At 43.6% G+C, this 1,309-nt stretch carries 1 protein-coding gene; it reads right to left on the reverse strand.

From position 1 onward, the window contains the following. Positions 1-36 precede the first annotated feature (36 nt). Positions 37-1,245: an IS256 family transposase gene (locus Q4488_RS18715; protein WP_303582112.1), complete on the reverse strand. Its 1,209-nt coding sequence runs from the start codon at positions 1,243-1,245 to the stop codon at positions 37-39. Positions 1,246-1,309: the final 64 nt, after the last annotated feature.

Genomic DNA, 1,309 nt, shown 5'->3' on the forward strand with positions numbered 1-1,309 from the left:
CCGACCCTGTAAATAATTCTGTGTAACTGCTCTTGGTTACAAGTATTCAGTTAGTCGATCTTCGAACATAATCATAAAACGGTTTAGAGCTTGCTTCCAGTGATGGATTGGCATTGTCCATCTCTTGGAAGCATCCATTATCGCTAGGTACACCACCTTTCTAGCCGATTCATCTGTCGGGAACAGTTTACGTTTCTTGGTCGCTTTTCTGATCACGCTGTTCAGAGATTCAATCGCATTCGTTGTATAGATAGCTCTACGGATATCTTGAGGGTAGCTGAACAGAGTATTGAGATTATCCCAATGAGCCGCCCATGAGCGACTGATTTGAGGGTACTTTTCATCCCATTTATCACCAAAGTGCTCTAGCGCCAACAGAGCTTCATCTTCAGTCGTAGCTTGATAGATTTCCTTTAAGTCTGCGGTAATGGTCTTGTAGTCTTTCCACGGAACGTATTTCATTGAGTTTCGTACCATGTGTACGATACAGAGCTGGATTTGAGTTTTTGGATAAACGGCATTGATGGCATCAGGAAAGCCCTTGAGGCCATCAACACAAGCGATGAGGATATCATTCACCCCACGATTCTGAAGCTCTGTAAGTACACTGAGCCAGAACTTCGCCCCTTCAGTTTCGGACATCCACATCCCAAGAAGTTCTTTCTGACCTTCCATATTGACGCCGAGAGCAAGGTAAATGGCTTTGTTAATGACTTGCTTATTTTGGCGCACCTTCACAACAATGCAGTCCAGGTAAACGATGGGATAAACCGAATCAAGAGGGCGAGCTTGCCACTCAACAACTTGTTCTAAAACAGCATCAGTGACTTTAGATATTAGACTAGCGGAGATATCAGCATCGTACATTTCTTTGAAGGTTGCGACGATTTCTCGGGTAGTCATTCCTTTGGCATACAAGCTTAAGATCTTGTCGTCCATCGATTGGAATCGAGTTTGATGCTTACGAACGAGCTTGGGTTCAAAGGACGCGTCACGGTCACGAGGGATTTCTAGCTGAATCTCACCATCGTCAGTAATTAGGCGTTTAGAAGAGTAGCCATTTCGACTGTTAGTATCGTTGGTCGGTGAGTGTTTTTCGTAGCCAAGGTGATCATCAAGTTCAGCATTTAAAGCTGTCTCAACCGTCACCTTGGTTAACATTTTTCTGAAGTCATCAAGATCCGAAGGAGTCTTAATTGACTTAGCGGCTTCGCGAGCGAAGGCTTCTAAAGCTTTCTTATCCATATTGCTTATCCTTAGCCATGACTGGCTTAATTATAAGCAGATACACAATTTAAATTACAGGCTC

The organism is Amphritea sp. 1_MG-2023, assembly GCF_030547545.1.
Taxonomy (GTDB): domain Bacteria; phylum Pseudomonadota; class Gammaproteobacteria; order Pseudomonadales; family Balneatricaceae; genus Amphritea.